Annotated in this window: 25 protein-coding genes; 8 read left to right on the top strand and 17 right to left on the bottom strand. The window is 35.2% G+C overall.

Annotated elements, in window-relative coordinates; translation table 11 throughout:
* Positions 1–19 precede the first annotated feature (19 nt).
* Positions 20–1,156: a site-specific tyrosine recombinase/integron integrase gene (gene xerA, locus QYS47_RS01110; RefSeq protein WP_322347404.1), complete on the bottom strand. Its 1,137-nt coding sequence runs from the start codon at positions 1,154–1,156 to the stop codon at positions 20–22.
* Positions 1,157–1,253: 97 nt separating this feature from the next.
* On the opposite strand from xerA, the gene QYS47_RS01105 reads away from it, so the two are divergent.
* Positions 1,254–1,628: a hypothetical protein gene (locus QYS47_RS01105; protein WP_308358176.1), complete on the top strand. Its 375-nt coding sequence runs from the start codon at positions 1,254–1,256 to the stop codon at positions 1,626–1,628.
* Between the two features lie 651 nt (positions 1,629–2,279).
* On the opposite strand, the gene guaB is transcribed toward QYS47_RS01105, so the two are convergent.
* Positions 2,280–3,752: an IMP dehydrogenase gene (gene guaB, locus QYS47_RS01100; protein ID WP_322347403.1), complete on the bottom strand. Its 1,473-nt coding sequence runs from the start codon at positions 3,750–3,752 to the stop codon at positions 2,280–2,282.
* 113 nt (positions 3,753–3,865) lie between these two features.
* Between guaB and QYS47_RS01095 the strand changes: the two genes are divergently transcribed.
* The gene (locus tag QYS47_RS01095) at positions 3,866–5,494 is read left to right on the top strand and encodes a carbon starvation CstA family protein (RefSeq protein WP_322347402.1); all 1,629 of its coding nucleotides are present in this window, start codon (positions 3,866–3,868) and stop codon (positions 5,492–5,494) included.
* A gap of 1 nt (position 5,495) precedes the next feature.
* Here the strand turns inward: QYS47_RS01095 and QYS47_RS01090 are convergent, their stop codons facing one another.
* From QYS47_RS01090 to QYS47_RS01080, 3 genes are all read right to left on the bottom strand, one after another.
* Complete coding sequence (locus QYS47_RS01090) at positions 5,496–5,873, bottom strand: type II toxin-antitoxin system death-on-curing family toxin (RefSeq protein ID WP_322347401.1); 378 nt, start codon at positions 5,871–5,873, stop codon at positions 5,496–5,498.
* Positions 5,870–6,058 carry a hypothetical protein gene (locus QYS47_RS01085; RefSeq protein WP_302128524.1) on the bottom strand — a complete coding sequence of 63 codons (189 nt, stop codon included), beginning with the start codon at positions 6,056–6,058 and terminating at the stop codon, positions 5,870–5,872. The genes QYS47_RS01090 and QYS47_RS01085 overlap by 4 nt, the downstream gene beginning before the upstream one ends.
* 70 nt (positions 6,059–6,128) lie before the next feature.
* Positions 6,129–6,500 carry a nuclear transport factor 2 family protein gene (locus tag QYS47_RS01080; protein ID WP_322347400.1) on the bottom strand — a complete coding sequence of 124 codons (372 nt, stop codon included), beginning with the start codon at positions 6,498–6,500 and terminating at the stop codon, positions 6,129–6,131.
* A gap of 73 nt (positions 6,501–6,573) precedes the next feature.
* On the opposite strand from QYS47_RS01080, the gene QYS47_RS01075 reads away from it, so the two are divergent.
* Together QYS47_RS01075 and QYS47_RS01070 are read left to right on the top strand one after the other, a co-directional pair.
* The gene (locus QYS47_RS01075; protein ID WP_308358179.1) at positions 6,574–7,722 is read left to right on the top strand and encodes an aminotransferase class V-fold PLP-dependent enzyme; all 1,149 of its coding nucleotides are present in this window, start codon (positions 6,574–6,576) and stop codon (positions 7,720–7,722) included.
* Between the two features lie 26 nt (positions 7,723–7,748).
* Positions 7,749–8,225 (top strand): regulatory protein RecX, encoded by a 477-nt coding sequence (locus QYS47_RS01070; protein WP_302128527.1) that lies wholly within the window; start codon positions 7,749–7,751, stop codon positions 8,223–8,225.
* Here QYS47_RS01070 and QYS47_RS01065 read toward each other — a convergent pair.
* The 4 genes from QYS47_RS01065 to cysC all read right to left on the bottom strand — a co-directional run bounded on the left by QYS47_RS01065 (position 8,212) and on the right by cysC (position 12,506).
* Positions 8,212–9,522 carry a vanadium-dependent haloperoxidase gene (locus QYS47_RS01065; protein ID WP_322347399.1) on the bottom strand — a complete coding sequence of 437 codons (1,311 nt, stop codon included), beginning with the start codon at positions 9,520–9,522 and terminating at the stop codon, positions 8,212–8,214. The two genes, QYS47_RS01070 and QYS47_RS01065, sit on opposite strands and share 14 nt — an antisense overlap.
* Positions 9,523–9,600: 78 nt before the next feature.
* Positions 9,601–10,893 (bottom strand): sulfate adenylyltransferase subunit CysN, encoded by a 1,293-nt coding sequence (gene cysN, locus QYS47_RS01060; RefSeq protein WP_322347398.1) that lies wholly within the window; start codon positions 10,891–10,893, stop codon positions 9,601–9,603.
* A gap of 95 nt (positions 10,894–10,988) precedes the next feature.
* Positions 10,989–11,894, bottom strand: a complete 906-nt coding sequence (gene cysD / locus QYS47_RS01055; RefSeq protein ID WP_308358182.1) for a sulfate adenylyltransferase subunit CysD — start codon at positions 11,892–11,894, stop codon at positions 10,989–10,991.
* 15 nt (positions 11,895–11,909) lie between these two features.
* The gene (gene cysC / locus QYS47_RS01050) at positions 11,910–12,506 is read right to left on the bottom strand and encodes an adenylyl-sulfate kinase (RefSeq protein WP_322347397.1); all 597 of its coding nucleotides are present in this window, start codon (positions 12,504–12,506) and stop codon (positions 11,910–11,912) included.
* 175 nt (positions 12,507–12,681) lie between these two features.
* Between cysC and cysQ the strand changes: the two genes are divergently transcribed.
* Positions 12,682–13,449, top strand: coding sequence for a 3'(2'),5'-bisphosphate nucleotidase CysQ (gene cysQ / locus QYS47_RS01045; RefSeq protein WP_322347396.1), 768 nt, complete (start codon positions 12,682–12,684; stop codon positions 13,447–13,449).
* Between the two features lie 53 nt (positions 13,450–13,502).
* Here the strand turns inward: cysQ and QYS47_RS01040 are convergent, their stop codons facing one another.
* From QYS47_RS01040 to QYS47_RS01030, 3 genes are all read right to left on the bottom strand, one after another.
* Complete coding sequence (locus tag QYS47_RS01040; protein WP_302128535.1) at positions 13,503–14,078, bottom strand: YceI family protein; 576 nt, start codon at positions 14,076–14,078, stop codon at positions 13,503–13,505.
* Between the two features lie 121 nt (positions 14,079–14,199).
* A complete protein-coding gene (locus tag QYS47_RS01035; RefSeq protein ID WP_322347395.1) occupies positions 14,200–15,489 on the bottom strand; it encodes a hypothetical protein in 1,290 nt (429 codons plus the stop codon).
* Positions 15,490–15,517: 28 nt separating this feature from the next.
* On the bottom strand, positions 15,518–16,075 hold the full coding sequence (locus QYS47_RS01030) for a YceI family protein (RefSeq protein WP_322347394.1): 558 nt from the start codon (positions 16,073–16,075) through the stop codon (positions 15,518–15,520).
* 253 nt (positions 16,076–16,328) lie between these two features.
* On the opposite strand from QYS47_RS01030, the gene QYS47_RS01025 reads away from it, so the two are divergent.
* The 3 genes from QYS47_RS01025 (at position 16,329) to QYS47_RS01015 (ending at position 20,117) form a co-directional block, all read left to right on the top strand.
* Positions 16,329–17,747 carry a GAF domain-containing protein gene (locus QYS47_RS01025; RefSeq protein ID WP_302128537.1) on the top strand — a complete coding sequence of 473 codons (1,419 nt, stop codon included), beginning with the start codon at positions 16,329–16,331 and terminating at the stop codon, positions 17,745–17,747.
* A 94-nt stretch (positions 17,748–17,841) separates the two neighbouring features.
* Positions 17,842–18,771, top strand: a complete 930-nt coding sequence (locus QYS47_RS01020) for an ABC transporter ATP-binding protein (RefSeq protein ID WP_302128538.1) — start codon at positions 17,842–17,844, stop codon at positions 18,769–18,771.
* A gap of 17 nt (positions 18,772–18,788) precedes the next feature.
* Positions 18,789–20,117, top strand: a complete 1,329-nt coding sequence (locus QYS47_RS01015) for an ABC transporter permease (protein WP_322347393.1) — start codon at positions 18,789–18,791, stop codon at positions 20,115–20,117.
* A gap of 57 nt (positions 20,118–20,174) precedes the next feature.
* Here the strand turns inward: QYS47_RS01015 and QYS47_RS01010 are convergent, their stop codons facing one another.
* From QYS47_RS01010 to fumC, 5 genes are all read right to left on the bottom strand, one after another.
* On the bottom strand, positions 20,175–20,528 hold the full coding sequence (locus tag QYS47_RS01010; protein WP_322347392.1) for a hypothetical protein: 354 nt from the start codon (positions 20,526–20,528) through the stop codon (positions 20,175–20,177).
* Between the two features lie 8 nt (positions 20,529–20,536).
* Complete coding sequence (locus tag QYS47_RS01005) at positions 20,537–20,743, bottom strand: hypothetical protein (protein WP_322347391.1); 207 nt, start codon at positions 20,741–20,743, stop codon at positions 20,537–20,539.
* A 100-nt stretch (positions 20,744–20,843) separates the two neighbouring features.
* On the bottom strand, positions 20,844–23,339 hold the full coding sequence (locus QYS47_RS01000; RefSeq protein WP_322347390.1) for a bifunctional UDP-N-acetylmuramoyl-tripeptide:D-alanyl-D-alanine ligase/alanine racemase: 2,496 nt from the start codon (positions 23,337–23,339) through the stop codon (positions 20,844–20,846).
* Positions 23,340–23,422: 83 nt separating this feature from the next.
* Positions 23,423–24,073, bottom strand: a complete 651-nt coding sequence (locus tag QYS47_RS00995; RefSeq protein WP_302128543.1) for an SPOR domain-containing protein — start codon at positions 24,071–24,073, stop codon at positions 23,423–23,425.
* A 75-nt stretch (positions 24,074–24,148) separates the two neighbouring features.
* Positions 24,149–25,549, bottom strand: coding sequence for a class II fumarate hydratase (fumC, locus tag QYS47_RS00990; RefSeq protein ID WP_308358195.1), 1,401 nt, complete (start codon positions 25,547–25,549; stop codon positions 24,149–24,151).
* Positions 25,550–25,559 lie beyond the last annotated feature (10 nt).

Genomic DNA, 25,559 nt, shown 5'->3' with positions numbered 1-25,559 from the left:
CGTTTATATATTATTGGCACTAATCTAATGGATTTTTTATTGTATTCATATGAGTGTTTACTACATGTGTGTAAATTTCGGTAGTTTTTAGGCTGTTATGACCTAACAATATTTGTATACTTCTTAAATCAGTCCCCTGTTCAAGCAAGTGTGTGGCAAAACTATGTCTTAAAGTATGGGTTCTTACTTTCTTTCGAATTCGTGCCTTTTTACATGCTCTTTTTAATATAGCCCTTACAGAAGTGGCTGAATAAGGTTGTTCATCTAGGCCTTCAAATAAGAAGCGTTTAGGTTTGTATTTCTTATAGTATTCTCTCAGTTCTTTCAATATATGCTGACTTAATAAGGTATACCTATCTTTTCCTCCTTTTGAATTCTCTACTCTAATCATCATTCTATTACTGTCAATATCACCAATTTTCAGATTAGTTAATTCACTAACTCTCAAACCAGCAGAATAAATCAATCCGATAATAGTCCTGTGCTTTAAGTTTTTAATTTGATTTAAAATGAGCTGTACTTCCTTCTTTGATAAAACTAAGGGTAACTTTTCTTTTTTTTGAGGACGTTCAATTTCATAGAACCTGTTGGGCATAGCAAGTACAACTTCATAATAGAACTTGATAGCGTTGATTGTCTGATTAAGCATGGAATCACTCTTGCCAGATTGAACCAGAAAACATAAATAATCTCTGATTTCTTCTTCTGCTAAATCATTTAATGGTTTGCCTTGATGATAATTCATAAAGCTTTTGAATAGGTTGATGTAGGTGTTTGCTGTACTCTTTGCATATTTTTTTAAAGCTAATTTCTGTAAATACTCTCTGGGAATAGCTGTGTCTACCCCTATTTCATTATCTGGATTTAGCGGGAAACTAAATTGATTCTCTTTACTGACAGGATTTTTAAGGGCTGCTTTTTTATAAAAGTATTTACCATCCACATAGGCTACCCCCTTGAAGGTTTGGTATATTAAATTAAGGTATTCTTTTTTGTTAGGGATGTAAGCTAAACTACTCGCCTGATGCCACTTGACATCTGGTAATTGCTTCACCAAGGCTTGCAAAACTTTGTCTGGATAGAATTTTAAGCCGATCATACGCTTGCCTTCTACTTGTAAATGTCGCAAGCTTACCATTTTATCAAGATTTCGCATAAATCAATGTTTTTCGATACAAACACAGCCAAAATTGCATTTCAATCAAAATTTAATGGTAGATTTAAACGTTTATTAAACGTTAAGATCTACGGATATGAAGACTTGTTTGAATTGCGGAAAAGAGTTAGAAGGAAGAGCGGGTAAGAAATTCTGCACTCCTTATTGTAAGTCCAACTACCATTATGAGCGAAATAAGCAGAAAGAAAGCAGCTTATTTAAAAAGATTGATAAGCAATTAAAACTGAACAGAAGGATATTAAAAAACTACAATCGGGCAGGGAAAGCAACCGTAAGGGCAGAAGAACTATATAAACACGGCTTCGACCCAAAGTTTTTCACCCATTATTGGAAGAATAGTAAAAATCAGGTTTATCTTTTTTGCTTTGAGTTTGGTTTTCTTTCCTTCAAAGATGATCAGGATGTCAGAAAATTTACCCTTATCAAATGGCAAGATTATATGGAAAATTAGATTTTAGATACTAGAACTAAGAGTATAGGAACTAGTTAACTAAATATCTCTAAGGGCACGTTTAGTACTTATAAAAATTATTAAAGTCAATCGAAACCTGACAGGTTTCAGTAGCAAATTTCATTCAATTTATAATTTTCGGTGGTCGTAATGATTTTAAACCTGACAGGTTTAGAATATGAATTTACAGCAAAGATATCCCCTTGAGGACATAATAGTGGTGTCAAATTGATAAGAATCTAGAACCTAGAATCTTGTAAAATGTAACCTAATACCATACTCTAATCTTAAAATCGGACTAAACCTGTCAGGTTTCCAGTTTAAACATAACTTAATACGAATATCAATACTAATAATGTCAAGTTAAAACCTGACAGGTTTTTGTGTATTAAAGCTAATAGTTAATTAACAATATTATAAATTCCTTACCAACCAAATAATTGGGGTTATTAAAAGCTATCCCCTTGAGGGGATTATAGGGGTGTATAATCTAGATTCTATAACCAAGTAATGAGATACTTGGCTTTTCCTGTGGTATAAAGTAATAAATAATCTGAAAGGTTAAGAGCTAAAAAAACCCTGAAATTCTCATTCCAAGGTTTTAAAGAATTTATAAATCAGTCTAGAATTTAGATTCTAAAATCTAGCATCTTATTTTCTACTATAATTCGGAGCTTCACGAGTTACATGTACATCGTGTGGATGACTTTCCGCAACACCAGCAGCTGTTATTTTAACAAACTTCGCTTCTTTTAATTGCTCTAGGTTTCCAGCACCGCAGTAACCCATTCCGGCTTTTAATCCACCCACCATCTGGTGCAATACTTCCGCTACCATTCCTTTAAACGGTACACGTCCTGTAATTCCTTCTGGCACTAATTTCTTAATATCATCTTCCGCATCTTGGAAATAACGATCTTTACTTCCCTGCCCCATGGCTTCAACAGAACCCATGCCTCGGTAAGATTTGAATTTTCTACCTTCGAAAAGAATCATTTCACCAGGTGCTTCTTCAGTACCCGCTAATAATGACCCAATCATTACGCTATCTGCGCCTCCGGCTAATGCTTTTACGATATCACCAGAAAAACGGATACCGCCATCTGCAATAATCGGAACTCCAGTATCCTTAATCGCTTTATAAGTTTCATATACGGCTGAAAGCTGTGGTGCGCCTACTCCGGCAACCACTCGGGTAGTACAAATACTTCCCGGTCCAACCCCTACTTTTACCGCATCAGCACCTGCTTCTACCAAAGCTTTTGCAGCTTCAGGAGTGGCAATATTTCCTACTATCATGTCAAGATTAGGATATGCTTTTTTGATTCTTGCAGCTGTATCAATTACGCCTTTACTATGTCCGTGGGCGGTATCAATGGTTACAACATCTACTCCAGCTTTCACCAAGGCATCAATTCTTTCTTCAATATCATCCGTAACCCCAACGGCAGCCCCAACTCTTAATCTGCCAAACTCATCTTTGCAGGCATTAGGCTTATCTTTTTTCTTCAGGATATCTTTATAGGTAATTAAGCCCATCAAGATGCCTGATTTATTAATGATCGGTAATTTTTCGATTTTATACTCTTGTAATACTTCTTCAGCACCTTCTAAATCAATTCCTTCCTCAGCTGTGATGAGGTTTTGGCTGGTCATTACTTTTTCAACCGACACTTTATTGTCCTTTTGAAAACGTAAATCTCTGTTGGTTACAATGCCTAATAGTTTTTTGGAAGAATCAACCACCGGAATACCTCCAATTTTGTTCTCACGCATAATTTTTAAGGCGTCACCTACTGTGCTATCAATATGAAGGGTAACCGGATCTAATATCATTCCACTCTGAGAACGCTTCACTTTACGCACTTCCATAGCCTGTTGCTCAATGGTCATGTTTTTATGAATGAAGCCAAGCCCTCCTTCCAATGCAATAGCAATGGCTAAATTGTGCTCAGTTACGGTATCCATGGCAGCGGAAACCAAAGGGATGTTAAGCGTTATATTTCGGGTTAATTTTGAGGAAGTGTCAGTGTCTCTCGGTAAAACTTCTGAATATCCTGGAAGCAATAATACGTCATCGTAAGTTAAAGCTTCGTAAACAAATTTGGATGTGTCTAAGCTCATAATGCAAATAATTAGCTGTGATTATTTGCAGGGCAAAAGTACGAACATACTTTCATTATCCGAAATTTGTTGTTATAATTATTTTGTAAAAAATCAAAAAAACCTGGAACTTTATGAGTTTACCCCTTCTATTGCTCCTTTCGGCCCTTATTCTACTATTTGCTTATTTTACCTACGGTAGATTTATTAGTAAAAAGTTTGAAATTCGGGATGAGCAGCCTACTCCAGCCCATACTCAAAATGATGGAGTAGATTATGTTCCTTCCAATAAATTAGTGGTTTTAGGGCATCATTTTGCTTCCATTGCGGGGGCAGGTCCTATTGTAGGGCCCATTATTGCAGTAACTTTCGGTTGGATTCCAGCAGTGATTTGGATTTTATTAGGGGGGATTTTTTTTGGTGCTGTGCATGACATCGGAAGCATGGTAGCCTCCTTGCGCCATAAAGGAAAATCAATTGGGGTAATCATTCAACAATATATTGGGCAAAATGGGAAAAGACTATTTCTGATCTTTAGCTTTTCTACCCTGATTTTAATCATAGCTGTTTTTGCGGATATTATTGCCAAGACTTTTGTAAAAAACCCAGGGGTAGCTTCTACCTCTGCTTTATTTATAGGCTTAGCCTTAATTTTTGGCTCATTGAATAGAAAGTTGGCACATAAAAAATCAGCCTTTCTTTGGCTATCTATAATTGGGGTTTTCTTCATGTATTACTTTGTAATATTAGGGAACAGCATTCCTTTTGAACGGAATTATGTGTTTTGGGTAGGTTTATTATTAGCCTATGCATTTGCGGCATCCGTTACGCCTATGTCTGTTTTATTACAACCACGCGACTATCTCAGTAGCTTTTTATTATATGGTTTGATCATTCTCGCCATAGTAGGAGTGGTAGTGGCCAATCCGGAAGTGAAAATGGACCATAATATTGTATTTAATAGTGAGGATATTGGGTATTTATTCCCGGTTCTTTTTATAACAGTCGCATGTGGTGCTATAAGTGGTTTTCATTCTTTGGTAGCATCAGGCACAACTTCCAAGCAAATTAATAAGGAATCAGATGCTAAGGTGGTAGGCTATGGTGGAATGCTGATTGAATCTTTCCTGGCTATCATTTCTGTTTGTGCCGTTATGGTGATTAGTAGAACAGATTATGTAAACAGTCTCAGCACTGATGGACCTGTTAATATGTTTGCTGATGGAATGGGGTTTGTCATTTCCTCCTTAGGAATTGAAGAAGGCTTAGCGGTTAACTTTGTAGCGCTAACCATTTCTGCTTTTGCTTTAACCACTTTAGATACCTGCACCCGTTTAGCTCGCTTTACGTTTCAGGAATTTTTTGAAGAATCAGATAATAAATCAGTTCAAAAGCTTACCCAAAATAGGTTCTTATCCACAACGGTGGTGGTAATCCTTTCTTCTTTATTTTTGCTATCGGGGGAATTCACTACTTTATGGCCCATTTTTGGTTCAGCTAATCAGTTATTAGCAGCTTTGGCGCTTTTGGCGGTCTCCGTTTGGATGATAAAGTCGGGCAAGAAAGTAGGCTTTTTGCTGATCCCAATGTTTTTCATGTTTGTAGTTACGCTGAGCTCACTATTTGTTTTGGCTTTTCAAAACTTCGAAAAAGGAATATATAGTATATCCATAGTGGCTACTTTACTTTTTGCCTTGGCAATCGTTTTACTAATACTGGCGAAAAGATGCTTGAAGAAAGAAGATGAGAAGGTAGGGGCATGATTTAATTTTGCTTTGAATGCTTTAAAATCCAGTTCTTGATATATTCAAAGTCAACTTCTCCTTTTGAAATTGAAATAACTAATTGATATTTTTCATCTTGACTAGCATATATGTCATGTTTACTGTTCATCATTAACAGCCTAGCTAAAACATAGCCTGTCCTTTTATTACCATCTGAAAAAGGGTGATTTTTGACTATACTTTCTAGGATTGCAGCCGCTTTATCAATTACATTAGGGTATAAATCTTTGGCATCAAACGTCTGATAAGGGCGGTTTAAGGCAGAGTTTAATAATTCTTTATCTCTTATACCATCTGATCCTCCAAATCTTTCTATTAATATTTGGTGAATTTCCAAGGCCTCCTTTTGAGAAATCACTTTGCTAACTTTTCAAGAAGCTGCTTATCTTCAGACAAAATAGTTCGAAGATTTTTGACAGTATTAAAATTATCGGAAGATTGATTTTTCACAGCTGTCAAAAATTCAAAGACTTCTTGTAAAGCTTCTTCAGGAATATTTTCCAGCATTTCATTGATAGCTATTTTTACTTCTTCTCTACTCATAATGAAATATACGAATTTAGATTCTTAATTGTTAGAATTTACTTAACAATAGACACGGTATAGTTTTAGATTAAACAATCCCATTTTCATTGATTATTTCTTTAGGAATTTCTTGAGCAAGATCCCATAGCTCACTGATTTTATCACGCTGAAATTTGAAAAAATGCGCCAATATATAGCCAGAATCATTAGGGTTTTGCTTTATTAAAGAATGTACTGCCACTCCTTCTTCATCTGCCATCGCCCTTAATATGATTAATTCTTTTTGGGGGTTTTGGTTAGCATCTTCTTGCATGCCGGTTTTTAAAGAAGATATATCCTTTTTGAAATAGGGATTATGATGTTTGAGATTTGTTGAAACATAAAGGGAGAAAGCATTTTCTACATCACCGCTAGCAACCATTCTTAAAAATTCGACTGCTATTTCTTTTTCTCTTTTCATATCGGACTAATTAATTCTTTAAATTTATTGAATATACTTTTCAAAAAAGAAAAGAGTAATTGAAATCTATACTATGGAAAACCAAAAACAGCTTTTTAACCTCCCTGAAAATATCCATTATTTAAATGGGGCCTATATGTCTCCAAACTTAAAAACTGTAGAAGCAGCTGGAATTCTAGGGATTCAAAGGAAAACAAATCCTACCTCAATTTCTGAAGAGGACTTTTTTAAACCTGCAGAGAAGGTTAAATCCTTGTTTGCCGAATTGGTAAATGCTCCGGCTCAACAAATAGCCTTAATTCCCTCTGCCTCCTATGGATTAATGAATGCTATTCAAAATGTTCCCATCAAAGAAGGGCAACATGCCATTACTGTGAATGAGGAATTTCCAAGTGATCACTTAACCCTAAGGCATTTTTGCGAAAAATATCAGGCTGAACTAAAAGTAGTTTCTCCTCCTGATTTTGTTGAGGGCAGAACTGAAAGCTGGACCAATCAAATTATTGAGTCAATTACTGAGGATACTGCCTTAGTAGTCATGTCTTCTATTCATTGGATGGAAGGATTGAAGTTTGATTTAAAAGCGATAGGAGAAAAGTGTAGAGAAACCAATACCTACTTTATTGTAGACGGTACCCAGTCGGTTGGGGCACTTCCGATGGATGTAGAAGCGTTTCACATTGATGCCTTAATTTGCGCAGCCTATAAATGGTTACTAGGACCCTATTCATCTGGCTTAGCCTATTATAGTGAAAAGTTTAATGAAGGCATTCCGCTTGAATATTCCTGGATGACTCGAAAGGATAGCGATGATTTCAGTAAATTAACAGAATACCCAGAGGATTTTGGCCCTAATGCGATGCGCTATAATGTAGGAGAATTTAGTAATTTCATTGCTCTACCCATGATGCAGAAAGCATTAGAGCAATTATTAGAGTGGAGGCCTGAAAGTATTCAAAATTACTGTTTTGAATTACTAAATCCACTCCGTGATTTATTGGATCAAAAAGGGATTGAAAAAGAAGTAGACAATAGGATGAGTGCCCATTTATACGGCTTATTTGTTCCAGATACTATTGATCTTCCCCAATTAATGAATAGCTTAAAATCAAATAATATTTTTGTTTCGGCTAGAGGCAGCAAAATAAGAATTTCACCAAATGTGTATAATGATGCTGAGGATGTAGAAGCTTTAATGGGTGTTTTGCAGAAGCATTTGTAATTTTGCTGATAGAGCATGAAGGGCTAATGGCAAAACAGAAAATATATACTATTAAAGAGGGAAAAGCCAGAGGGGCAAAATATTGCGCTGGTCAGGAAAGAAGTCAACAGCAAGTACGAGATAAGTTGTACGAATGGGGTTTGTATGGTGATGAAGTGGAGGAAGTATTATCCTGGTTAATTTCTGAAGACTTTGTGAATGAAGAGCGTTTTGCTCAAAGCTATGTAAGGGGTCATTTCAAATTAAAGAAGTGGGGAAAGCTTAAAATAAAGCAAGGCCTGGAGCAAAAGAAAATATCATCATATTGCATTAAAATGGGTATGAAAGAGATAGACCCTCAAGCCTATGAAGACACCATTACTAGCTTAGTGGAAAAGAAATGGGATGCTTTAAAAGAGCAGAACCTCTACATTAAAAAGCAGAAAACAGTACGCTATTTATTGCAAAAAGGATTTGAGGCCGATTTAGTTTGGGAGGCCGTAAATCAGCTTAGCGAGGACTAAGTTTTTGGAATCGCTTGATCACAAATTCGCCTACTTGAGAGCCAATTTCAAGTCCTACCTCATTATCGGTTCTGAAATGTACTCCACCTTCAAATCTAGATTCTGAACATTCTTCTGCCAATAATTCAAACTCCTTATGATCAAGAGGGAAGATATAACTTAAGGCTTCAGCAACTGAACCCGCTACCGTAGTATGACCAGCAGGATAGCCCGGAAAGTTAGGAGTATCGATTAAATACGGTTTAAACCCTGGATCGTATTGAAATGGACGGATAGTCCAGTAATGATATTTTCCATCCCATGCGACAATGGTAGCCTCATATCTGGAGGCATGAAAAAGAGCTGAGGCATAGGCGGCCTGCATAGGATTAAGGTCATATTCCAAAATTTTTCGTTCTAGAAGGTCATCCCAAACGGGTTCGGTGCGCCACTTCCAGGCAATGTTACTTCGCTTATGATTTTCTTGGAATTCCCTTAATTCTTGCATTTCAGCTTCCCAGTCTGAAGGTGGAGGCCCCGGCCTGAATTGATCATTGCTATCTAAAGTTAGAGGCTTCCATTTTGCTTTCATAGGATCCCATTTGCTCGGTATGCCTTTCCATTTATTCTTTCCAATAGGAACCTCTCCCTCCCAAGTATCTGCTGTCCGATTAGTTTTAGCGTAAGCTATATATTGAGCGGCAACCTTTTTTCCCACCTCAATACTTGCATTAATTTCTTTCGCATATAGGGTGCCGCTTCTCAAGCGATTTAATTTGAAAGATTGAAGGCAACTGTCCACCTTATATGATTGATCTGGAAAGTAGTAGGAAATGATTTGAGAAGCAGCTCCTGCTGCTGCACTCCATTCGCAAAGTGAAGATGTATTCTTGTTTTTAGCAAACAATTTTACATCTGGGTTTAGCTCAAAAGGCCTTTTGCTAGTTCTATCAGTTGAATAATTGTTTATGGTTGCTAAGGCATCATAAATAGCTAAATGCATAATAACCACCCTTGCCCCATTCTTATGGCCCTTATGTGCATTGCTAATGTCCATTAAAAGTTGATGCCATCTATAATTAGGGTAGGCAGAATTCCAATATTTAATCTCTTCCAAGTCCAGTGAGCTGAGTGCGCTTTGCAATTGAAAAATGCTGTCTATTGTTTGCTCATTTGGCTCTTTCCCCTCCATAAAAATGGAGCTGGTAAACATAAAAGGTGTATAGTTATTATGATTCTTTTGAGCGATTATAGATTGTGGGCATAAAAAGTAAACGCTCATAGAAGCAATGAGGAGGAAGGTTTTTAGAGGGTTCATAGTGCTTTTATCCTGTAGGTTCAAAAGGAAGGAGCTTTCCAATCGTACACAATAGAAAAGCTCCTAAATATTCTTTCCTTAAATGATCATTCCGGCTCCCACTGTTTGCTGTGAGAATTCATCTATGATAATTAAAGAACCAGTATTTCTATTTTTTCGGTAAGAATCAAATAATAAAGGCTTAGCAGTTTTGATTGTGATTCTGGCAATATCATTTGCTCCTACAGCTTTATCTTCTTCATTCTTTTCTAAAGTGTTTACATTCACCTTATATTTCACTTCTTTAATGATCGCTCGAGCCTCATTTGTGGTATGCTTCACGGTATATTTCCCTCCTAATTTTAGGGGATCAACATTTAGCCAGCATACCATTAATTCAATTTCTTGTGCTTTAGTTGGCTGATTATTTACCTTAGCCAGCATATCTCCACGGCTGATGTCAATATCATCTTCTAAGGTCATCGTAACTGACATAGGTGGAAAGGCCTCTTTCAACTCCCCATCCATGGTCTCTATGGATTTGATTTTAGTGGTAAAACCAGAGGGTAAAACCACTACTTCTTCTCCTTTACGGAAAATTCCACCGCTTACTAAACCTGCATAGCCTCGGAAATCATGATACTGATCAGATTGTGGTCTGATTACCCATTGAACGGGGAACCTACCGTCTATTAAATCTCGATCGGATGCAACCTGTACATTTTCTAATGTCCATAATAAGGAAGGACCTTGATACCAGTCCATATTTTTAGACTTATCTACTACATTATCCCCATTTAAGGCAGAGATCGGAATAAATCGGATATCTGGAATTTCAAGTTTTGCATCAAAGCTTAAATAATCTTTCTTGATTTGCTCGAATACTTCTTCTTTATAATCAACCAAGTCCATTTTGTTGATACAAACAATTACATGCTTGATCTGTAATAAAGAGGCAATGAAAGAATGTCTTTTGGTTTGCTCAATTACTCCTTTTCTTGCATCAATTAAGATAATGGCTAAGTTCACATTTGAGGCACCCGTAACCATATTACGAGTATATTGTACGTGACCCGGAGTATCTGCAATAATGAATTTTCTTTTTGGAGTTGCGAAATAACGGTACGCTACATCAATGGTGATTCCTTGCTCTCTTTCGGCTTTCAAACCATCAGTTAATAAAGCAAGGTTAACGTGTTCGTCACCACGATTTTTACTTGATTTTTCTACGGCCTCAATCTGATCTTCAAAGATTGATTTTGTATCGTACATCAATCTACCGATCAGGGTACTTTTACCATCATCAACACTTCCTGCAGTTGAAAAACGCAATAGGTCCATGTCTAAGTAACCCGCAGTGTCTGTAGTGTTTTGTTCTTTAGTGTCTTGCATTTATAAATGTCTTTTCAATAACTGTATCAATTTTGTTGGAGAAGAACCTAGCATCCAGAGTCTAGAATCTAGATTCTTAAATCTAAGATCTACTTCTAAAAATATCCTTGTTTCTTTCTTTCTTCCATTGCTGCTTCCGATCGCTTATCGTCAGCTCTTCCGCCTCTTTCCGTTTGTCTTGCAGCCGCTACTTCTTCAATGATTTTATCTAAATCATCTGCTTCAGACTCTACAGCACCTGTAATCGTCATACAACCTAAAGTTCTGTATCGGATAATTTTCTCTTCGTATGCTTCTCCTTCTAATAAAGTATTGTAAGGAGATTTAGCGATTAATACACCATTTCTGTTTACTACTTCTCTTTTGTGAGAGAAATAAATACTAGGCAATTCAATTTTTTCTTTTTTGATGTATTGCCATACGTCCATTTCTGTCCAGTTACTGATGGGGAAAATACGGAATGACTCACCTGGTGCTTTTTTACCATTGTATAAATTCCACAATTCCGGGCGTTGATTTTTAGGATCCCACTGGCCGAAATCATCTCTGTGGGAGAAGAACCTTTCTTTAGCTCTCGCTTTTTCCTCATCTCTACGGCCACCACCGAAAGCGGCATCATACTGACCTTCTTCCAGTTTCTCTAAGAGTGTGATGGACTGTAGCGTATTTCTACTAGGGTTTACCCCTTTTTCTTCTACTGCTGTTCCTCGGTCAATAGAATCCTGCACTAAGCCAACATCAAGGTTTACATTATATCGCTCTGCTAAATTATCACGAAATTCTAGAGCTTCCGGAAAGTTATGACCCGTGTCGATATGTAATAATGGAAAAGGGACTTTAGCTGGCCAAAAAGCTTTTTTCGCTAAATGCACCATGGTAATAGAGTCTTTTCCACCGGAAAAAAGGATAACCGGCTTTTCGAATTGAGCAGCTACTTCACGAAAAACGTAAATAGCTTCTGACTCTAGCTGATCTAAGTGTGATAAATTGTAAGATGACATATCTTTTATTCTATTTTAATATTTTATTTTTTCGATTATAGCCTTCACTAATTGCTGATGGCTTTCTTCTAAGCTTTGATTAGCAGTGTCTACTGCAACATCTGGAGCACTGGGTTCATCAAAAGGAGCACTGATACCCGTAAAATCTGGAATTTCTCCTTTTCTGGCCTTGGCATATAAGCCTTTCACATCTCTCTTTTCACAGACCTCAACTGGGCAATCTACATATACCTCTACATATCCATCACCGATGATTTCCTTTGCCATTTTCCGAAGATCTTCCGTAGGGCTAATGAAAGAACAAATAGTTACCAAACCTGCATTCATAAATAGCTTAGCGGTTTCTGCCGCTCTTCGAATATTCTCAGTCCTATCTTCCTGGTTAAAGCCTAAGTTATTATTAATACCAGTTCGCATATTGTCACCATCTAAAAGCTGTGTTAAATAGCCTTCTTCATGTAAGCTGTTTTCTAATGCTCTAGCTAAGGTACTTTTGCCTGAACCCGATAAGCCCACCATCCAGATGACGATAGACTTTTGATTTAGCATTTTCTCTTTATCCGAGCGGCTAAGTATAGTATCGAATATGGGATAAATATTTTCCAAACTCATATAATTTTTGGCAAAGTTAATAGGATAAAATTATACTAATAAGCATTTGTTGCGTAATTTTGCAGCTTCCCAAAAATATTTAAACTCTATTGGGTTTGTAGGCTAATAGAGGAGGATTTTTAATAAAAAAAAATTTGGAAATTCCACTTTGGAATTGAAATTCATTAGTTCACTTATGCAAATTGAAAATTTAGTAGAAGAAGTAAAGGCAATAGCTTTAAATGCTGGGGCTGCCATCATGAAAATTTATGCTGATGCAGACCTTAGCCAGGTAGTAGATTATAAAGCGGATGATAGTCCCTTAACCTTGGCAGATGAGGCGGCAGATAAAGTGATCAAAAAAGGATTGGAAGAGCTTTCTGTTCAATATCCAATCTTATCAGAAGAGGGTAAAAAGATGTCCTATGAAGAGCGTAAAGAATGGGATACTTTTTGGTTAGTGGATCCTTTGGATGGGACAAAAGAATTTATCAAAAGAAATGGTCAGTTCACGGTTAATATTGCCTTGATAAAAAATCATTTTCCAATTATGGGAGTGATTTATGTTCCTGCTACAGATACTTTTTACTACGGTAGCGAAATAGGTGCATTCAAAGAAGTAGGGGGAGAAAAAACACAGCTGAAAGTCAACCAAAAGAATTCGGATAGAATTGCCGTAAGAAGTGCTTCCCATGCATCTCCTGAAGAAGATGAGTTGCTAGCAAAATATGATGTAAAAGACAGCATTTCTAAAGGAAGTTCTTTGAAGTTTTGCATGGTGGCTGAAGGTAAAGCAGATATTTATTACCGTCATGGACCTACTATGGAATGGGATACAGGTGCTGGCCAAGCTATACTTGAAGCTGCAGGTGGTAAAATATACAAAGGCAATACAGAGGAGGAACGTTTCAATTACAATAAAGAAAACCTATTAAATGGGAGCTTTCTTTGTTTAGGATTTTAAAAATAGATTGTAAGAGTCTAGATCCTAGTATCTAGACTCTTGATTCTATAATATTAGTTATCGTTAATATTCATTTCTATTTTAAAATCTACTTCAATATTTTCATTGACTTTCACCATTCCGAAGAATTTCTCTGGAGCTTTAAGGCCAAAGTCAGTTATGCAGATTTGCATGGTGGTAGTGCAGGCTAATAGTTTGTCTTGAAAATTATTTTGGATGTCAACAAAGTAAGTTTTTTGTTCACCAGCCATTTCGATTATGATTTCGGCAGTGTTATGATTTATGATTTTCTGAACTTGAAAAATGATATAAGGATATTGCTCATAGTCGAGTAGATCGTGAAAATCTTCGGTCATCTGGCTGTTTGGGCAAGTAAAGTTGATGACTTTTAAAAAAAGAGCCTCATGCTTAATAATAAAATTTTCTCCTTTTTGTTGATAGGTAATTTCGAGTTCTTCAATTGGCAATTCAGCGGAATAAGTACATCTAAATTCATTTACATTAGTGCTACCATGCACTTTTACGAATGAATTTTCACTATTTATTTTAATACGTTTTTGTTCAATTTGAGCAAATAAGCAACTAAAACTAAATAGCGATATTACAATATTTAAAAGTAAACTTTTCATGGGGTTGAATTCATAAGTTAAGTTGTAACTTTCAATATATCAACTATTTAATACTTTATGTGAATATAAAAAAGCGATGAAGCTTTGCTCCATCGCTCTTTAACTAAACAAGCTGTTCGAATTAGAAACTAATAACAGCTTCTACCATCACACCATTAAACTCAGCGCCAGCAAATCTTCCAGTCCATGCATCACCATTGTATTGTTGGTTTACATATTCCACTTTAGTCATGATGTTGTCGGTTAAGAACCAACCACCACCGAAGTTCAATCTGCTAATATTCATATCCTCAGTAGCTGCTTCGTTCATTTTACCATTTACAGTGTTGTAACGTCCACCTACGTAATATCTTTCATTTGCTCCAAATCTGTACAGGGCTTCACCTGCTACTTGAGTCATGGCACCATCGCCTTCGCTTAAGCCGCTAGCTACTTCATAAATTCCGAAGAACTCAAATCCTCCTGCTTTAATGAATGGGTTGATTTGTATCGCAGATAACTTAGCGAATCTTGCGTTAAATCTACCATCGAAGTCACCTCCTTGAGCATCAACTCCTAAATCTGGATTACCAGTAGTGTGCAATACATTGTAGTATCTAGATCCACCTCGGTCACCACCGTATAACCAAGTACCTGTACTTGTACCACTATTTACATACCAGCTACCGGTTAAACGTGCTCTGAAATCATCACTGATTTGTTTGTCGAAACCTAATTTAGTGTAAAAAGAAGGTTTATTGTCAGTGCCTCTTGTTACATTTTGGTTTAAGTTACCATTGGTTAAACCAACAACCGCTATTAATCCGTTTTTCTGAACTGTTACTTCACCGAAAGCTTCAGTAGAGAAGGCATCCATAATATAGTTACCAACAAATGGGTTATAGATAGCTCTTGCATTATCGGTTCTTCTAAAGTGAGCATCACCATAGTTGAACTCATCCAAACCTACTGTGATGGTAGTGTACTCCATCAAACCTTCCATAAAACCTTCACTGATGAAGTCTAATTTATCAATTTGTAAGTGTCCACCTTTTACCCATGCTTCAGCGTGGTGACGAGCAGATAGGTAAGTACGTAAGTGTAATCTTACTCCATCATACATCTGAACATCTAAGTTGAAGTTAGCAGTAGGTAAATTGAAATTGTTGTTTAAATCCTTAAATTCTAAACCAGATCCAGCTTCTGCAGCATTTGATTGGCTTAGTCCTTGAAATTGCATGGCAAAATCACCACCAACTCTTACTTTAACTCCATCATATTCAATGGAATCAGCTTTACCAGTCTCGAATACATTTAATCCATCTTGGCCAACTGGTCGGAAAAACTGTAGGTTTCTACTATTCTGTGCGAATAGTACTTGTGTAAATCCCATTAATAGGGCAATCATCGTAAATCTTAAAAAAGTTTTCATGGCTTCTTTTATTTATAGGTTATCTTATTTAGTTGTATTGTGCATTAAATTTTATGGTTACCTCATCTCCGGTTTTTATGGTTCCGAAAACTGCAGTAGGAGGATCAATTTCAAATATTGACATTTTAAAAGTGATGTCTCCATTAAAAGCGATTCCATTTTTAGTATCCGCTTTTACCTTCATGTTTACTGTTTTGCTTACGCCCCCTATGGTGAGTATGCCTTTAGTATCCATGGTAGTGGTGTTGCCTTCAACCTTCACATTGTCCATTGATTTGAACTTATAAGTGATGATTGGGTGATCATCTTCCTTTAGGGCTTCATAGGTGTTATCGTCCATTGCAGACTTCCCACTTTTTAAGCTTTTCACTGGAACATTGAAACTTAAGCTGTTGATAGCTTGCAAAGCATTGTTTTCAATTTTAACATCTGCTGTTCCATCAAACTCTTCCGCTTCAATTGTCCAATCATGAACTGTCGAAGTACCGTCAATGCTGAGTTGAGTGTTTTGCTCATTTACTTTTAATTGCTGTCCATATACATATGGTGCAAAAATTATCAGCATTATAATCATTAAACTTTTCATGGCGTTTGTATTTTTATTACGATGTAAAGGTGCTAGGTAATTCTCTTCTAAACCCTGACATACGTCATGAAATTCTATGATTAAATGCTATATCGGCTTGTTTAGGATGTTTTTGTAATATTTGTTACAACATATAAACTAAAGAATGATATGAAAAAGCGCTAATGCAGAGCTAAGAACAATGTGTATTTATACTTTTGATTAAAGCAACAATCAATTTATATTGCATAAACAAGCCTTAATTCTTTACAAAATGAAATTCATTAATAGAATAGTTGACTTTGGGGTAGATTCAAAACTTGAAGATTCAATCAACACCAAAATAAAATTAGCTAATATTTTAAATTTAGCTTTAATCGTAATCATAGCTTTTTATTCCGTTATCGCAGCTTTAGTGGTACCTGAATTAGTGCCTTATTGCCTATACGGTTTTGCTGCCTATTCACTAAATCTTTTCTTATCATATTTAAGATTCAATCTGTTGACAAGATTTATTATGTCAATACTCCCAGCATTGGTTATAGGTATGTTACATGCGGTCATTATGCAAGCAGGGGATAGCATTATGAAGGAGGTATATGCCTTTCAAATTGTAGGTTCATTAATAGCCTTTAGCCTGTTTGATCATAAAAGGATTAGATTTTGGTTACCTGCTTTTATTATAGCGGCTATTCCGATATTATATATACATGAATGGAATGATTTTTTTGATGTAGCTTTTGATAATTCCCCATTTCAACAAGCCTGGGTTCGTAATTCTGTTTTATTTGGAGCATTCTTTTTAGGAGGCTTTTTATTCGTATTTCTTCAGCGATTAAATCAAAAAGAATTCGATAAGGCTCAAGAATTGACTAATAGATTTGCTGTAGAAAATAAAAAAGCATTAGAGAAAGAAAAGGAACTGGAACAATCATTAGAGAAATTAGAAGAAGCACAACAGGAAGAAAAGAAGAGAGCATGGGCTACAAAAGGCTTGGCTGAAATTGGGTCTATATTACGTGAGCAGGAAGATTTAAATGTTTTAACAGATCAAATTATTTCATTTATTGTAAAGTATCTAGAGGCTAATCAAGGAGCTTTGTTCTTAATAGATGAAAAAGAAGATAATGAAGAAGTTCAACTCTCGCTTAAATCCGCTTATGCGTTTAAACGAAAAAAGAAAATTCATCAGAAGGTAAATGTTGGAGAGGGGTTGATAGGTCAATGTTATCTCGAAAAGGATTACATCTATCTTACAGAAGTACCAGAAAATTTTATAAATATAACCAGTGGCTTAGGGGATGCTAACCCTCGTTCAATTTTAATAACGCCTTTAATGGTGAACGAAGAAGTATATGGTGTTTTTGAAATTGCTTCTTTTAAAGAAATAGAGCAATACCAAATAGATTTTATGTTAGAAATGGGAGAGAACATTGCCATGCAACTCAATAGCATTAAGAATAATGAAAAAACTAAATTGCTATTAGCTGAAATGCAGGAACAATCTCAACAGTTGCATTCTCAAGAGGAGGAAATGAGGCAGAACATGGAGGAACTTCAAGCTACTCAGGAACAAACAGAAAGACAGGAACAGGAACTAAGAGCTGAATTGGAAATGGTTCAAAAGGAAAAAGCTGCTTTAGAGGAAAAACTACAGCAGAAGGAGTTAGAAGTTCAGTCCCTAAAATCATGATTTATCTACCATTCATCTAGAAAAATAGTAAGGACATCAATTTTAGTTGTATGTATTAATTTTTAAAATACTTTTGTAAAAAAAACTTATCAACGTGAACATACTTACTGCAAACAATCTTAATAAGACATTTCATGAAAATGTTGCGCTGCATAATGTAGATTTAGAAATACCGAAACAGTCAATTTTTGGGTTGCTAGGTCCAAATGGAGCAGGGAAAAGTACTTTTATCCGAATTGTGAATCAGATTATAAATGCTGATTCTGGTCAAATTCAAATTAATGGTGAAAATTTATCCCCTAAACATGTGGGAACCATTGGCTACTTACCTGAGGAAAGAGGGCTTTACAAAAAAATGAAAGTTGGCGATCAGCTTCTTTATTTGGCCCAACTTAAAGGACTTTCAAGAAGGGATTCAGTTCAAAAAATCAAAGCTTGGTTAGAACGCTTTGAGGCTTCTGATTGGTTAGACAAAAAGATTGAAGACTTATCAAAAGGGATGCAACAAAAAGTACAGTTTATTTCAACTGTAATGCATGAACCCGAATTAATTATTTTAGATGAGCCTTTTTCTGGTTTTGACCCTATTAATGCAAATTTGATTAAAGATGAAATTTTAAGCCTTAGGGAAAAAGGAAGTACCATTATATTCAGTACACACCGAATGGAATCCGTAGAGGAAATGTGTGACTATATTGCTTTAATAAATAGATCAGAAAAGATATTGGATGGTAAAAAATCAGAAATCAAAAATAATTTCAAATCCAATCAGTTTACACTAATCCATAAAGGAAACAATATTTCAACTAATGAAATATTTAACATTGAAAACACTTCTGATGCAGGCGAAGGCTATCATAAATCAATCTTAAAACTTGTAGCTGAATCAAATTCAAACCAACTTTTACAGGAATTGATTAACCAAAAGGTAGAAATCGTATCCTTCCAAGAAGAAATCCCTTCCATCAATGATATTTTTATTCAATTGGTAAAAGGTGAAAAACAAAATTTAGCTACTGCATAACCTTAAAACACGAACTAATGAGTAAAATTGGCTTAGTAATAAAAAGAGAATTTGATAGTAGAGTTAAAAAAAGAAGCTTTTTACTAGCTACTATCTTAATACCACTATTGTTTCCTGCTATTATAGGAGGAATGATCTATTTCGCCATAGAGGAATCTAAAAATGCGGAACAGCAAAAAGTATATTTTATAGATGAAGGAGATAACTTCAAATTTGAAAATGATAAAAAGTATGCTTTTGAAAAGCTTAACATTAGCTTAGAAGAGGCTAAAACTATTTTTACAGAAAGTGAAGCTTATGCCTTAATCTATTTGCCACAAATTGAATTGGCAAACCCTGAAGGCATTGTAATGTACGCTAAAAAGAACCCAAGCTTACAGGCAAGTTCTTATTTTGAAAACAAAATCGAATCACAAATCCGAGATTTAAAATTAACGGAAAGTGGTATTAGCGAGGAGGAATTAGAAAACCTGAAAACGAACATAAGCTTAAGTACCATTAATGTTTCAGATGATGGTGAAGAAAAAGCCAGTAGTGCAGGAGTTGCTTATGGTATTGCTTATGTATTTAGCTTTTTGGTTTACATGTTTGTGTTGATCTACGGTACACAAATTATGCAAGGAGTTATTGAAGAGAAGTCCAATAAAATTGTAGAAATCATTGTTTCTTCTATTAAACCATTTCAGTTGATGCTTGGTAAGGTAGTAGGGGTTGCATCTGTAGGATTATTACAGTTTACTATTTGGGTAGTATTAATCTTTGTGCTTTCTTCAGCGGTATTTAGCTTTTTCGATTTAAATCCAGCGGATATGCAAACTGCACAGCAGAGTATGTCAGGTATGAATGGGACATCGCAAACTCAGCAAATGGTAATGGAAAATTCAAAAGCAGGGGAGATCTTGAATATTGTTTATGATATTCCATATGCTTATTATATTTCTGTATTTGCCTTTTTCTTCATTTCAGGTTATTTATTATATGGGGCGTTATTTGCGGCAGTGGGTTCAGCGGTTGATAATATTTCAGATGCTCAACAATTTACCATGCCTATCACTATGCCTATGATAATAGGTTTCTTAGGAACCTTTATGTTTGTAATGCCTGAGCCTGATGGAAATGTTAGTTTTTGGCTCTCTATAATACCATTTACAGCACCAGTAGCCATGATGGCCAGAGTTGCTTTTGGTGTTCCGGCATGGGAGCTAGCATTAAGTATGGGATTAATGATCGTTGGCTTTTTATTTACAATTTGGACCGCGGGAAGAATATACCGAATCGGTATATTAATGCATGGCACAAAGGTAAATTATAAAACCCTAATTAAATGGGTAAAAACCAATAGTTAAATGGAATTAAGATATTGAGTAGGAAAAGCAAGCTGATTAGTCAGCTTGCTTTTTTTATTAATATATAGTTTCCTCCAATTCTTTTTTAAATTGAAACAGAACAGGATTTATATCTCCATTTTCATTTTTAAAGGAGAGTTCTATTTGTAACTTATTATCAATTAGAGATTTAATTTGAAGGAATGAACCATCTTCTCTATAAAAATATCCATCCTTTAAAGAGCCCACAGATTCAAAATTACAAATGCTGGGCCAGTACTCATTTTTATCACCGTTGCATGAAATTAAGTTTTCAGATATTAATAAGGAGAAGCTGTAATTAATTGATTCTTGCTTAGAACTATCATTAATTTCAGTACAATTCCAATTTCCTTGTAATTCTTCTAAAATGTTTTTAGAATTAATTTCCATATCAAATATTATCTAAAAAAGCTTTTCCTAGCTTGATAGCCATAATGATCTAGTTTTCTTTTTGTTAAGCTTGTATTCTTTTGATAGTTAATCGATTGATTTTTTATCTGTGTAGATATTGATGGCAAGCTTACTTTTTTCATATCAATATTGCCAGGTGAATTAGTGGGCATCCACCATAAGGCAATTATTGATATAACTAAGAAAAACTTCATCCCCTAAAATTTTTATAAATATTGAAGGAAATATATACTTAGTCAATACCTAAAAGTAGGTATTCTTTAAAAAGATTGGTTTAATTGAAATAGAGACTGATTACTCAGTATAAAATACTCTTTTTACTCTTTCACTCACATTGGTTAAGATCTCATAAGGTATGGTATCAATAGATTTAGCCATTTTTGTAATGTTGGGCTCATCACCAAAAACAATAACTTCATCACCAGCTGCACAATCAATTTCACTTACATCCACCATTGTCATGTCCATGCAAACATTGCCAATTACTGGGGCTAATTTCCCGTTAATCTTTACCATTCCCACTCCTTGACTAAACTTTCTGTTGAAGCCATCTGCATAACCGATCGATATGGTAGCAATTTTCATATCTTCAATTGCTAGGCCTTTTCGTGAATATCCTATTGTATCTCCTTTCTTAATATGCTTCACTTGAGAAATTACGGTTTTCAAAGTAGAAACGGGCAATAATTCACCAGGATGTAAACCTGTAGTGTCAATTCCGTAAAGACCCACCCCTAAGCGCACCATATCAAACTGATAATCTGGAAAGCGACTGATGCCTGGGCTATTTAAGAGGTGAAGGATAGGCTTATATCCTATGTAACTGATGATATCGTCAGCGGCTTTTTTAAAAGACATAGCCTGTTGAGCAGAAAAACCATTATGTGAGGCTTCATCCGAAGCAGCTAAATGGCTAAATATGGAAGAAACATGGATATGAGGATTTTTCTTTAGAATAGGTATTAAATCTTCAATTTCAAAAGGTTCAAACCCTAGCCTATGCATACCCGTATCCAGTTTTAAATGGATTTTAGCTTTATAATCAAAACTTCTGGTATAATTCACATAGTCATTTAACAAACTAAAACTATATATTTCAGGTTCTAAATTATAGTGATGAAGTAATTCAAATGAGCGTGGATCAGGATTCATGACCATAATAGGGAGTTTAATTCCATGCTGTCGTAAAATAACTCCTTCATCAGCGTAGGCAACCGCTAAATAATCAACATTATGGAATTCAAGCCAATTTGCGATTTCATGGCTACTACTTCCATAAGCAAATGCTTTTACCATTACCATGGTTTTAACATTAGGTTTTAGCCGTGATCTGTAAAAGTTCAGGTTGTGAGTAATTTTATTAAGATCAATCTCTAAGACTGTTCCATGAATTTTTTGCTCTAATCGCTGAACTATGGCTTCAAAGCCAAATTTTCTAGCACCCTTAATTAAAATCACACTATTGTGAAACGGATGGGTTTGTTCATAATCTAAAAATTCATTAGTTGAATTAAAGAGTTCTATTTTACCATGATAAAAGCTTTTTAATTGCTGAATTTCAGATCCAATACCTATCAATTGGTCAATATTTTCATTTTCAATCCTTTCGGCTAATTGTTTGTATAAGATATCTCCACTTAAGCCAGTTTGAAGTAAATCAGACAAGATTAAAACTCTTTTCTGATATTGTTTTTGTTGTGCAAAGAAATGCAAAGCAGTATCCAGTCCTACTAAGTCATTATTGTATGAATCGTCCACCAAATAAGTGTTATTTTTCCCTTTTTTGGTTTCTAACCTCATTTTTAAAGGGCGGATTTCATTTAAAGTATTTTGAATGATTTTGATAGGAACGCCTTCATGAAGAAGCAATAGCAAGCAATGTGTTATATTTTCTAAAGATGCATAATCTTTAAAAGGCACTGTAAAAATGAAGAACTCCTCCCTATATGGTATTCTAATGGCAATTCCATTTTCTCTTTCTTCGGTTTCAACAAAGTAGTTGGACGTGTTGTCTTCAAAAGACCAACCTATAAATTCCTTATCTTCCAGATTGGGAAGATTATGTAAAGCATTAGATATTTCTGGAAAATCTTTACAAAAAATAATAGTTTTACTATCCTTAAATAATCGAGCTTTTTGATGTGCTTTTTCTTCTAAGCTAGGAAAACCTTCATCATGTGCTGTGCCTAAATTGGTGTAAATACCAATATTAGGTTTTATTATAGCTTCAAGCTTTTCCATTTCATGCATTTGTGAAATGCCAGCTTCTATAATGGCATAATCTTGATAATCGTTAATGTGCCAAAGTGAAAGGGGTACACCTACTTGTGAATTATAGCTTCTAGGACTTCTATAAACAGAATAAACAGATTCGATTAACTTAGCTAACCATTCTTTGACAATGGTTTTACCATTGCTTCCTGTTATTCCAATAAGTATGCCCTTAAATTTAGCTCTATTTTTACCCGCAATTTGTTGTAAGGCTTGAATAGAACTCTCAACTTTAAAAAAATTAGCCTCAGCAAACTCAATATAGTTTACATCCTTTTCAATTATAAAATTTCGGATGCCCTTAGAATAAAGCTCTTGGATGAATTGGTGGCCATCATGTCTTTCACCCTCAATAGCTATAAATATATTTTTATAGCTAACAACAATATTTCTACTGTCGATAAAAATATTTTCAATACTGTGATCCTGATGGAGTTGAGTAATTTCTCCTTTGGTTAGATTGGGCAGTAAAGAAAAATCAAATTTCAAGGATGTGTAACGGTATGTTTTAAGATTCAAAAAAAGCTTGCTTGAAAGTTTAATGCATCTCTACATTTTTAAAAGGCAACTATAGCCTTACACTTTCAAACAAGCTTTAAATATTAATTTCCTGCGCCTTGTGGCTTTGCAGTAAGATTTTCTAAAACTTCTTTTAACGGAACTCTTACACCGTCTTTATATGGAACAATCCAGGCTTCTTTAACGCCCATTTGCCTAAGTGCTTTTTTGAATTTATCGGCTTCCCAATAATCTCTGAATCTCCCTAAAGTAATTCTTTGCAAACCTTCTTCAGTATCTTCACCGCTGAAATTTGGATTGTTTTTAAAGTATTCAGACATGTCGATGTTTTCAAAAGCGCCAACTTGAACTTTAAACCAAGTACCACTTTCATCTAAAGCTGCAGGTTCGCTATTATTAGCTTCCTTTGCTTTTTTTGCCATCTCATTAGCTCTTTGTCTTTGAGCTTCAGCCATAGCTTTTGCTTCTTGTGCTTCAGCTTTTGCAGCTGCGATCTCAGCATTTTTATTGCTAAGTTGTCCTTTAAGGTTTTCAACTTCTGCAGTTAAGCTTGCTACTGAGCTTTTTAAACTTTCGTTTTCGTCCACCATAGCTTTCATTTGCTCTGGGTTTTTCTTAAGCTCTTTTGCTAAGCTTTTCATTTCTTTCTTTTCTTCCTTGCTCAATTGAGCAGAAACTGAAAAAGCCATGCAAAAAATCATAAGGATGGCGATAAAACTGATCTTGCTTTTCATATCAATGATTCCGTTAATTCTATTTTATATAACTAAAGTAAGTAAATAACTATAATAAAGCCAAATTATACTATTTTAATGTTTCTTAAGGCTTCCAATCATATCTTCTGGTCTTACCCATTCATCAAATTCTTCGGCAGTTAAATAACCTAAATTCACTGCTTCATCTTTTAAGCGAGTACCATTTTCATGAGCTGTTTTAGCGATTTTAGCCGCTTTTTCATACCCAATTTTAGTATTTAAGGCAGTTACCAACATTAAAGAATTATCTAAATGTTCTTTAATTCTTTCATAGTTTGGCTCAATTCCTACTGCACAATTATCATTAAATGATACACAAGCATCACCAATTAATCTTGCTGATTGAAGAAAATTAGCAGCCATTACTGGTTTAAACACATTTAACTCATAATGACCTTGAGTACCCCCTATTGTAATGGCTACATCATTACCCATTACTTGTGCACATACCATGGTCAAGGCTTCTGCTTGAGTAGGGTTAACCTTTCCTGGCATAATCGATGATCCAGGCTCGTTTGCAGGAATTATAATTTCGCCAATTCCGGATCTAGGGCCAGAGGCTAGTAATCTAATGTCATTTCCAATCTTATTTAAAGAAACAGCAATTTGCTTTAATGCTCCATGTGATTCTACAATCGCATCGTGAGCTGCTAAAGCTTCAAATTTGTTTTCTGCTGTTCTGAAAGGTAAACCAGAAAATTCAGCTATTTTTTTAGCTACTAATTCAGCATAACCTTCAGGAGTATTAATACCAGTTCCTACAGCAGTACCGCCTAGTGCAATTTCAGATAAGTGATCTAACGTATTTTTTAGAGCTTTTATTCCATGATCTAATTGAGACACATAACCAGAAAATTCTTGACCAATAGTCAGTGGAGTTGCGTCCATAAGGTGAGTTCTTCCTATTTTAACTACCTTTTTAAATTCTTCTGATTTTTTCTTTAAGGTATCTCTTAATTTTTCAATACCTGGTATGGTAGTTTCTATCACCATTTTATAACAAGCAATGTGCATGCCTGTAGGGAAGGTATCATTTGAAGACTGTGATTTGTTCACGTCATCATTCGGATGAACAACTTTTTCATCTTCATATGTTTTACCTGCTAATATTTGTGATCTGTTTGATACTACCTCATTCACATTCATATTAGACTGAGTACCTGAACCTGTTTGCCAGATTACTAATGGGAATTGGTCATTATGTTTATTGTCTAAAATTTCATCACAAACTTTAGAAATCAGATCTCTTTTTTCTTTACTTAAAACTCCTAGTTCATGGTTAGTATGAGCAGCAGCTTTTTTTAAATAAGCAAAACCATGAACAATTTCTAAAGGCATGCTTGCTTCAGCACCAATTTTAAAATTGTTTCTACTTCTTTCGGTTTGGGCACCCCAGTACTTGTCAGCTGGTACTTTTACTTCGCCCATTGTGTCTTTTTCTATTCTATATTCCATAAGTAGGTCT

The organism is Marivirga arenosa (assembly GCF_030503875.2).
Lineage (GTDB): Bacteria > Bacteroidota > Bacteroidia > Cytophagales > Cyclobacteriaceae > Marivirga > Marivirga arenosa.
Note: the sequence above shows the minus strand (reverse complement) of the source record. Positions and strands in the feature narration are given on the sequence as shown.

Excerpts from the sequence above, each read along its gene's own strand:
- QYS47_RS01095 (WP_322347402.1), top strand. The coding sequence starts at position 3,866 with ATGAGTTTACCCCTTCTATTGCTCCTTTCGGCCCTTATTCTACTATTT.
- QYS47_RS01015 (WP_322347393.1), top strand. The coding sequence starts at position 18,789 with ATGAGTAAAATTGGCTTAGTAATAAAAAGAGAATTTGATAGTAGAGTT.
- QYS47_RS01025 (WP_302128537.1), top strand. The coding sequence starts at position 16,329 with ATGAAATTCATTAATAGAATAGTTGACTTTGGGGTAGATTCAAAACTT.
- cysN (WP_322347398.1), bottom strand. The coding sequence starts at position 10,893 with ATGCAAGACACTAAAGAACAAAACACTACAGACACTGCGGGTTACTTA.
- QYS47_RS01010 (WP_322347392.1), bottom strand. The coding sequence starts at position 20,528 with ATGGAAATTAATTCTAAAAACATTTTAGAAGAATTACAAGGAAATTGG.
- QYS47_RS01040 (WP_302128535.1), bottom strand. The coding sequence starts at position 14,078 with ATGAAAAGTTTACTTTTAAATATTGTAATATCGCTATTTAGTTTTAGT.
- QYS47_RS01070 (WP_302128527.1), top strand. The coding sequence starts at position 7,749 with ATGGCAAAACAGAAAATATATACTATTAAAGAGGGAAAAGCCAGAGGG.
- fumC (WP_308358195.1), bottom strand. The coding sequence starts at position 25,549 with ATGGAATATAGAATAGAAAAAGACACAATGGGCGAAGTAAAAGTACCA.
- cysQ (WP_322347396.1), top strand. The coding sequence starts at position 12,682 with ATGCAAATTGAAAATTTAGTAGAAGAAGTAAAGGCAATAGCTTTAAAT.
- xerA (WP_322347404.1), bottom strand. The coding sequence starts at position 1,156 with ATGCGAAATCTTGATAAAATGGTAAGCTTGCGACATTTACAAGTAGAA.
- QYS47_RS00995 (WP_302128543.1), bottom strand. The coding sequence starts at position 24,073 with ATGAAAAGCAAGATCAGTTTTATCGCCATCCTTATGATTTTTTGCATG.
- QYS47_RS01105 (WP_308358176.1), top strand. The coding sequence starts at position 1,254 with ATGAAGACTTGTTTGAATTGCGGAAAAGAGTTAGAAGGAAGAGCGGGT.
- QYS47_RS01065 (WP_322347399.1), bottom strand. The coding sequence starts at position 9,522 with ATGAACCCTCTAAAAACCTTCCTCCTCATTGCTTCTATGAGCGTTTAC.
- QYS47_RS01085 (WP_302128524.1), bottom strand. The coding sequence starts at position 6,058 with ATGAGTAGAGAAGAAGTAAAAATAGCTATCAATGAAATGCTGGAAAAT.
- guaB (WP_322347403.1), bottom strand. The coding sequence starts at position 3,752 with ATGAGCTTAGACACATCCAAATTTGTTTACGAAGCTTTAACTTACGAT.
- cysD (WP_308358182.1), bottom strand. The coding sequence starts at position 11,894 with ATGTCATCTTACAATTTATCACACTTAGATCAGCTAGAGTCAGAAGCT.
- QYS47_RS01080 (WP_322347400.1), bottom strand. The coding sequence starts at position 6,500 with ATGAAAAGAGAAAAAGAAATAGCAGTCGAATTTTTAAGAATGGTTGCT.
- QYS47_RS01075 (WP_308358179.1), top strand. The coding sequence starts at position 6,574 with ATGGAAAACCAAAAACAGCTTTTTAACCTCCCTGAAAATATCCATTAT.
- QYS47_RS01030 (WP_322347394.1), bottom strand. The coding sequence starts at position 16,075 with ATGAAAAGTTTAATGATTATAATGCTGATAATTTTTGCACCATATGTA.
- cysC (WP_322347397.1), bottom strand. The coding sequence starts at position 12,506 with ATGAGTTTGGAAAATATTTATCCCATATTCGATACTATACTTAGCCGC.
- QYS47_RS01005 (WP_322347391.1), bottom strand. The coding sequence starts at position 20,743 with ATGAAGTTTTTCTTAGTTATATCAATAATTGCCTTATGGTGGATGCCC.
- QYS47_RS01035 (WP_322347395.1), bottom strand. The coding sequence starts at position 15,489 with ATGAAAACTTTTTTAAGATTTACGATGATTGCCCTATTAATGGGATTT.